A 6,554-nucleotide genomic window follows, 5' to 3' on the forward strand; every position below is an offset into this window, starting at 1 on the left:
GTCCGTACGGATGCGCGTACAAATGAGCGTACAAAAAAAATCCCGCCTGTTCAGGGCGGGATTCTCGTGTGACCAGAACCGGGTCAGTGCAGGGCTTGCTGATGGCGCATGACCTGGTGTCTATGCCAGTAATGTCCTGAGACATTCTTGAATTCTTCACGTACCTTCTTGATGCCTGGCAGCTTGACCTTGGTACTCTTGGCACCCAGCATGCCTTTTTCCGGATGCTTGATGGTCAGGGTGTCTGACATCATGCCATCTTCATATTCATAGGTCGCTACCCTGTCCCAGGAGACAGGTTCGGTTTCATCCGGTAGTATCCAGCCTGCATAGGTTACTTGTATGGTCTTGCCTTCTTTCAGGGAAAATTCCACAGGCGGGAAATAGCGCAGTACCAGTGCTTGCTCTTCTTCATTCGCCGGTTCATAGCGATAGGCCAGACTGTGTTCATGTGCCTGGGAAAAATCTTCTTCGTAGCTGGCCCACAGACGGTGCTCTATTTCATCGGCTGTTTGTATATCGCCTGCCCAGGTTTGTGCTGGTACGCTGGTGACGATGGCACCATAGCCTGCTTCGGTCACGATATGGCCAACATTTTCCATGCGTTCCATCATCTTGGGATGACTGTCATAAGGATGCGGCACGCTGGCATGCTTCATGGTGGCGAGGAAATCGGATGAGCTGGCATAAGGGTGCAAGCCGGACGCCACGAATTGAGCAATCCCCAGACTGGAGCCCTGCCTTTCATTGCGTGAAAATAATTGACTTTCGATTTTTGAGCGGTAGTTCGCATAAGCCGCAATTTTGATGAGTGAATGAGTGACAGCAGCAGGCGCTATCACTTTGGCAGCAATACGGTCAGCCAGAAATTCACGGTTGCGGCTATTGCGTGCAGATGCAATTTCAAAAATCATGCGGTACAGGCACATCAGATAAAACACTGTAGGCACGTGGGCACTACTCATTTCAGCACAGTACTGGTCATACTGTGCCAGTTTGGGGCCAAGTGCAGCACTATTGGCAGTATCACCGCCGCGGAAGTGGGCCAGTTCATGTGTCAGTACGGCATCTGCCTCGGACTGGCTAAGCAGACGCAGCAGCGGCAAGCTGATGAACAGGCTGCGCCCACGCAAACTTCTGCCACTGACATTCAAGGGTGATTCTGTCACAAAGAAATTGGCATCGATACCCGCAACAATATTCTCTGGTGCGCCAGTTTTCAGACGGGTAGCCAGATCGCGTATGCGTTGCCACAAGCCCGGTGCGGCCTGTTCGCAAATGAGTTCCCCCTGTATCTGATGATCATTCCTGACGCGCTTGAAGATGCTGGCAATCACATAAAAAACTGCTATCGCAACAAAGATGACTGCGACGACGATCAACTTGATGGAGTAGCTGTGAAAGAAATAGGCAGTGACCCAGAACGACAGCCACATCAGCATGGCTCCCTGAGCGATGGTTCCGGCGGCGCAGCTTAAAGTGAGCAAGCGCCAGCCAGTGACAAAACTCAGGTATTGGGCTTTTTCATTTAAAAACGCAAAGGCACCCAGCAATAACACACTGATCAACAAAACCACACCACCTGCCATGGTCCAGGCTGAGACTTTTCTGGCCATGGTGAATTGCCAGTTATCTGAGTAAGGAGCACATACCCGCTCTTTGTAACTGGCAGCTTCAGCGACTTCGCTTTCACAGATTTTTGAAGGAGGATACAGGCGGAAAAATTCTTGTTGCTGAAATTTTTCTTCAGCAGTTAATTTACTATCGCTGGTAATTTGCTGCGATACATAGGAAAGAAATTTTTCATCCTGTTTATTTTCCACATGCTGGGCGAACCAGTAAGTAAACAGAGGGATCAAAAACAGGGATAGCAGAGAATACAGCAGTATTTTTGCTAAATCTTTTTTTAGAGTAAGTCCGGCAGACATAAGCGTAATCTATCCTGGTCATGAAAACGAAGGAACGATGCTGATGAACAGGCCGGGCTACGAAGACGGCAGAGGACTCAGCAGACTGGATACAGGGAAGGGCGCTATCCGCCAATCACCTTTTGTAGAGCAAAAGTATAGGGAGATACTTTTGCTAAAACAATCAAACTAAAGTCTGCTTACAATTAATACATTTTGTGTTTTTCCCTGGGGATACATTTGCATGTCAGTTATTTGCAAATGCTCCTCCAGGGCAATTTTTCTCAGGCCACTGCGCGTCTGTTGTAAATATATCCGGTGGTCAGCGCACTCAGGCCCAGCATAATTTGCCAGCTCATGGATTGCGTGTTGGCCACCCCATTGAAACCAAATATATCTATCATGGGCACCTTCACTGCATTCACTGCCACATACAGAGTAAACAAAAAGAGCGATAAAAAAGTACGCGGCGTTTTTGACAGGCGTCCCAGCAAACAGGCCACTGCACTCATGCTGAAAATACCGCTCAGCAAGGCCATCGCACGCACAGGTTCATGCATGGACCAGCGGGCCGCAATAACCCCGGTCAATAGCAATCCAAGCAAGGCAGTGGCAGCAAACTGGCGTATATAGCGCTGGCTTATGCCACCAGTGACTGCGCCTGTGATTTCACCAGTGCTGGTCTGATGATCGCGGCAGCTCATGTCACAGATAAGGATGGCCCATATGGCGATACTGATAGTCAACAAGCCGGGCAGGGCAGTGATGCGTAAAAATATTCCAAGCATGGGCAAGACTAGCAAAGCCACGCCCGTCAGTGGATTGGTCGCTACCGTTAATGCCATGTCGGCACATATCTGGCCGGCCAGCCCGGGCAGTGTTTGTGCCAGGCGGAATAGTGGTTGTGACAAACGGGCAAAGGGCCGCAACAGGTGATTCAGCATGTTGATGGGAGAACGGCGTTTGCGGGTCTGGGCGACCTTGATGCGGTCTGGTGAAAAGCGGTGAAACAGCATTGTCGCGGGTAGTAAAGGCAACACAGCCAGCACGGCACTGGCACAGCGCAAGGCCATCAGCTTGCCCGTCCATAAGCTGTCAGGAAGGAGTATGGGGCTTAGTTTTGCATTAAAGCTGGCGACGCCTACTGAAAAATGGGTAGTGCCCATTAACACTTTCAGGTTCGCTATCGATGTAGCCGAACCCATGAAGTCAATATACATAAAGGGATTGATTTCTCCCTGTATGCCATTTCCGACTTTTTCCATCAAGGCGATTTGTGCAACCCAGATAAAAAAGAAAATAAGGTCGCCGAGTTTGCCCATCAGGATAGAATAACTATCAAACAAAATCGCGCAACTGACCGAAAAAAATACCATGGGCAAGAGTACTGCTGCGTAAGTTTGCAGGTAGATCAGCAATTCAACTGGGCCTTCACCACGCAGCAAATGGCAAACCAGCATGGCCCCCAGAAATGCAGCGATCAAGGCCAGTAGATACACTACTCCACCCAGCCAGCGCCCTAATAGAAAAATGCCGTTGCCGACCTGTGTGGCAGCGATGACTCCACCGCAACCGCTACGCATATCCTCTGCAATTCTGCCTCGTACCAGATAAAAACCAGCGAGGCCAAACAAGAGGCTTGCCAGCATCGCACTGCCATAGGCGAGGGCTGAACTGGTGTACAGGACGCGTGCCTCTTTGATGGCGATCAAGGTCAGCCCCGAACGTGGATCGGGTATCATGCTCCAGGCCAGAGCGATAACCGCCAGCACGGTCACCACGCTGCTCAGGCGTCGCAGCCGCAGACGGGCTTCATTCAATACCAGAGTGGCTAACAGCGCGCCAGTCATGCTGCCAGCTCCTGTGAAGCAGGTATTGCATAGCGTTGCGCCATCAGGGCTTCTTCCAGGCTGGGTGCAGCATGTAGTGCACCGGCACAAGGCTGATGTGGGTGGGCGATACGCAAGCTCAATTGATTGCCCTGTTTTTGTGTTTGCAGGACATGCACTTTACTGCGCAGGGCATCATATTCATGGCTGGCGACTTCGGCTGTCCAGATCTGCCCATGTGCCTGTGCCAGGATTTCATCTGGCGTGGCACAGGTGATCAATCTCCCCTGGCGCATGATGGCCAGTTTGCTGGCGATGCTTTCCACGTCAGAAACGATGTGGGTGGACATGATCACCAGTTTCTTGAAACCCAGCTCACTGAGGAGGTGGCGAAAACGCAGGCGCTCTTCCGGGTCCAGTCCGGCGGTTGGCTCATCGACGATGAGGATGTCGGGATCATTCAGCAGGGCTTGTGCTATACCCAGGCGACGGCGCATGCCGCCTGAAAATGTGGATGCCTGGCGTCTGGCCTGCTCATGCAGGTTCACCATTTCGAGTAAATGCCTGATCCTGGCCGGGTCGCGTACGCCTTTGAGCGCAGCGAAATATTGCATGAATTCCAGTGCAGTCAGGTTAGGATAAATACCAAAGTCCTGCGGCAAAAACCCCAGTCTCTGGCGTATGGCCTGCGGCTTTCTGACGATATCCTCACCCTGAAAAAGTATGCTGCCACTGCTGGGCCGCGTCAGGGTAGCCACCATTTGCATTAGCGTGGTTTTACCTGCGCCGTTGTGTCCAATCAGGCCGACCACACCTGTGTCCAGTGTGAGTGACAAGTCGTGTACGGCAGTCAGTTTCTTGCCAAAGTTTTTTGTGACATTCCGGATTTCCAGCATCTTGTCTCCCGCGTCATGATTTTATTTGAATGGGAAGACTGTAAAGAAAAGCGGTCGGCTTTGCCCCGGCATTGAGACAGAATGCGTAAATCGCGGTATGGAACGGCTGATTGCTTCTGGAGTCAGGGTTTTGAATAGACTCAGGAGACTATATTTTTTATAAAACGGTCAATGGGCTAATTGAAGCCTATACTGGCTTGTCACCAAGGCCTTGGTGTTCCCAGGAGTAAGATCATGAGTAAAGTTCAGCAAAGTAACAAAGAAACCAAGAAGCAGGCGGCCAGTACGCCTAAAGAAAAGAAAGCCGCCAAGCAAGCCAAGAAAGAGGCTGGAACAGTTGTGCCATGGACGCAGCGTACGGGCGGATAAACTAGATCTAGCAAGGCTTGATGGCCTGAATAACTGAAACAAGACGGAGTTCCCCTTAGATAGAAATAAGAGAGAACTCCGCACAGAACTACACATGCATCAAATTACCCAGCCATAAACCTCGCCAAATACTCCGGCGAATTCATGAATTGCCCAATGAGCGTGACGATATCCGTGCCAGATTGCGCCAGCAAGGCATCAAAGGTCGCCTGATCAGGGGCATGACCCAGCAAGCCCACATAATCCAGCGTCAACGACACTTTGGCTTGTGAATTGGCCTTGAACTCGGTCGACTCCGTAAAGCCTGCCAGCATGTCGCCACGGCTCAAGCCATTGCCCAGTTGTCCCAGCCAATAGGCTTTGCCTGCTGCATCCGAAGGACGGTGCAAGACGTTTTGATAGACACGGTCCACAAAGGCGGTATTGTCCAGCGCCCCATAGGTTTTCTGGAATTCTGCACTGGCCACAAAGGACGAGCTGATCTTGGACAGGTTCATGCCATCTTTCTGTGCCTGCATCCAGTAAGCCAGGCCCTCACGGTCAGGCAAGCGATCAAAGGCACCGAAGTAAAGACGTGTGATACCGCCTATGCCAGTCTGGAATTCAACTGACTCCATGAAGGATGCAGCCATCTGGGCGCGACTCATCTTGCCGGTTTCTATCTGCCCCTGCCAGTATTGCAGCCCGGCCGTATCTGCCTCGCGGAACAGGAAGTCACGGTATAACTGCATCACAAACAAGTCAGAGCGATGGAAGACATCATTGTCTTTCAGATCCAGTTTGGTACCCACCCTGGCTTCGACTGCATCCGGGATACCATCACCATCCTTGTCGCCAGGCAAAGAGCTACTTGGGTTAGTCGGCACCGTGGTTTTAAAGCCCAGGCCACCTTTGAGCAGGATTTTGCCATCCGCCTTGCCATCACTGTCATACAAGCCGCCATCGGCAATCTTGAAATCAACCTTCAGCTTGCCATTCACATTGGCAATGCTGCTGGCAATATTCACCCATTCACCAGCCTTGTTCTGTACCCAGTAGCCATTCACCGGTGTCAATGCATCGGTGTACATCGTCATGGTGGTTTCCTGACCAGCGGCCAGGCCTTCCAGTTGTGCCGTGATCATGCCGTAAGGCATGCTCAATTCTGCCGGCAAATTCGTCAGCGCAGGCATGGTCAGGGTCTGGGTTTGTGCCAGGAAATTACTATTGGTCAGCGTTACATAATGGTTATTCGCTGATGTATTGCTGTTCCAGGTCAGGGATGTCACATTTTTCTGCGACTGATCTGGTATGCCGTCACCATTGCCATCGCCATTACCGGCGCTGTTCAGGTTAGGGACTTCCGATTCCATCTGCTGAGTAATGCCATCACCATCAGCATCGCTATTGGGCGTGTTGGGATTGTCAACACCAGCATTGATGCTGAAAGCCTGAGACAGTGTCGGCCCGCCATTACCTGCCAGATCCGCTACCCTGACCTTCAGGGTGTTGTTACCACTCAGAATCTGATTAGGCAGGTTCCAATTCGTGCTGCCAATCGCCGTCACGGTATT

Annotated in this window: 5 protein-coding genes; 1 reads left to right on the forward strand and 4 read right to left on the reverse strand. The window is 51.3% G+C overall.

The genetic code is table 11. The features are described from left to right. Nucleotides 1–83 precede the first annotated feature (83 nt). The 3 genes from DFR42_RS18855 to DFR42_RS18865 form a co-directional block, all read right to left on the reverse strand. Nucleotides 84–1,928, reverse strand: a complete 1,845-nt coding sequence (locus DFR42_RS18855; protein WP_110256564.1) for a M48 family metallopeptidase — start codon at nt 1,926–1,928, stop codon at nt 84–86. Between the two features lie 263 nt (nt 1,929–2,191). Next, a complete protein-coding gene (locus DFR42_RS18860; protein ID WP_110256565.1) occupies nt 2,192–3,757 on the reverse strand; it encodes a hypothetical protein in 1,566 nt (521 codons plus the stop codon). Further along, on the reverse strand, nt 3,754–4,632 hold the full coding sequence (locus tag DFR42_RS18865) for an ABC transporter ATP-binding protein (protein WP_110256566.1): 879 nt from the start codon (nt 4,630–4,632) through the stop codon (nt 3,754–3,756). The genes DFR42_RS18860 and DFR42_RS18865 overlap by 4 nt, the downstream gene beginning before the upstream one ends. Before the next feature lie 234 nt (nt 4,633–4,866). Between DFR42_RS18865 and DFR42_RS29920 the strand changes: the two genes are divergently transcribed. Then, nucleotides 4,867–5,001 (forward strand): hypothetical protein, encoded by a 135-nt coding sequence (locus tag DFR42_RS29920; RefSeq protein ID WP_281275181.1) that lies wholly within the window; start codon nt 4,867–4,869, stop codon nt 4,999–5,001. 104 nt (nt 5,002–5,105) lie between these two features. On the opposite strand, the gene DFR42_RS18870 is transcribed toward DFR42_RS29920, so the two are convergent. Next, nucleotides 5,106–6,554: DUF4214 domain-containing protein (locus tag DFR42_RS18870; RefSeq protein ID WP_146218890.1), on the reverse strand; the 1,449-nt coding region annotated here is incomplete at its 5' end.

It is taken from the genome of Undibacterium pigrum, assembly GCF_003201815.1.
GTDB lineage: Bacteria > Pseudomonadota > Gammaproteobacteria > Burkholderiales > Burkholderiaceae_D > Undibacterium > Undibacterium pigrum.

What these genes read in the sequence shown, in the direction of transcription:
- DFR42_RS18855 (WP_110256564.1), bottom strand. Translation starts at nt 1,928, where the DNA reads ATGTCTGCCGGACTTACTCTAAAAAAAGATTTAGCAAAAATACTGCTG.
- DFR42_RS18860 (WP_110256565.1), bottom strand. Translation starts at nt 3,757, where the DNA reads ATGACTGGCGCGCTGTTAGCCACTCTGGTATTGAATGAAGCCCGTCTG.
- DFR42_RS18865 (WP_110256566.1), bottom strand. Translation starts at nt 4,632, where the DNA reads ATGCTGGAAATCCGGAATGTCACAAAAAACTTTGGCAAGAAACTGACT.
- DFR42_RS29920 (WP_281275181.1), top strand. Translation starts at nt 4,867, where the DNA reads ATGAGTAAAGTTCAGCAAAGTAACAAAGAAACCAAGAAGCAGGCGGCC.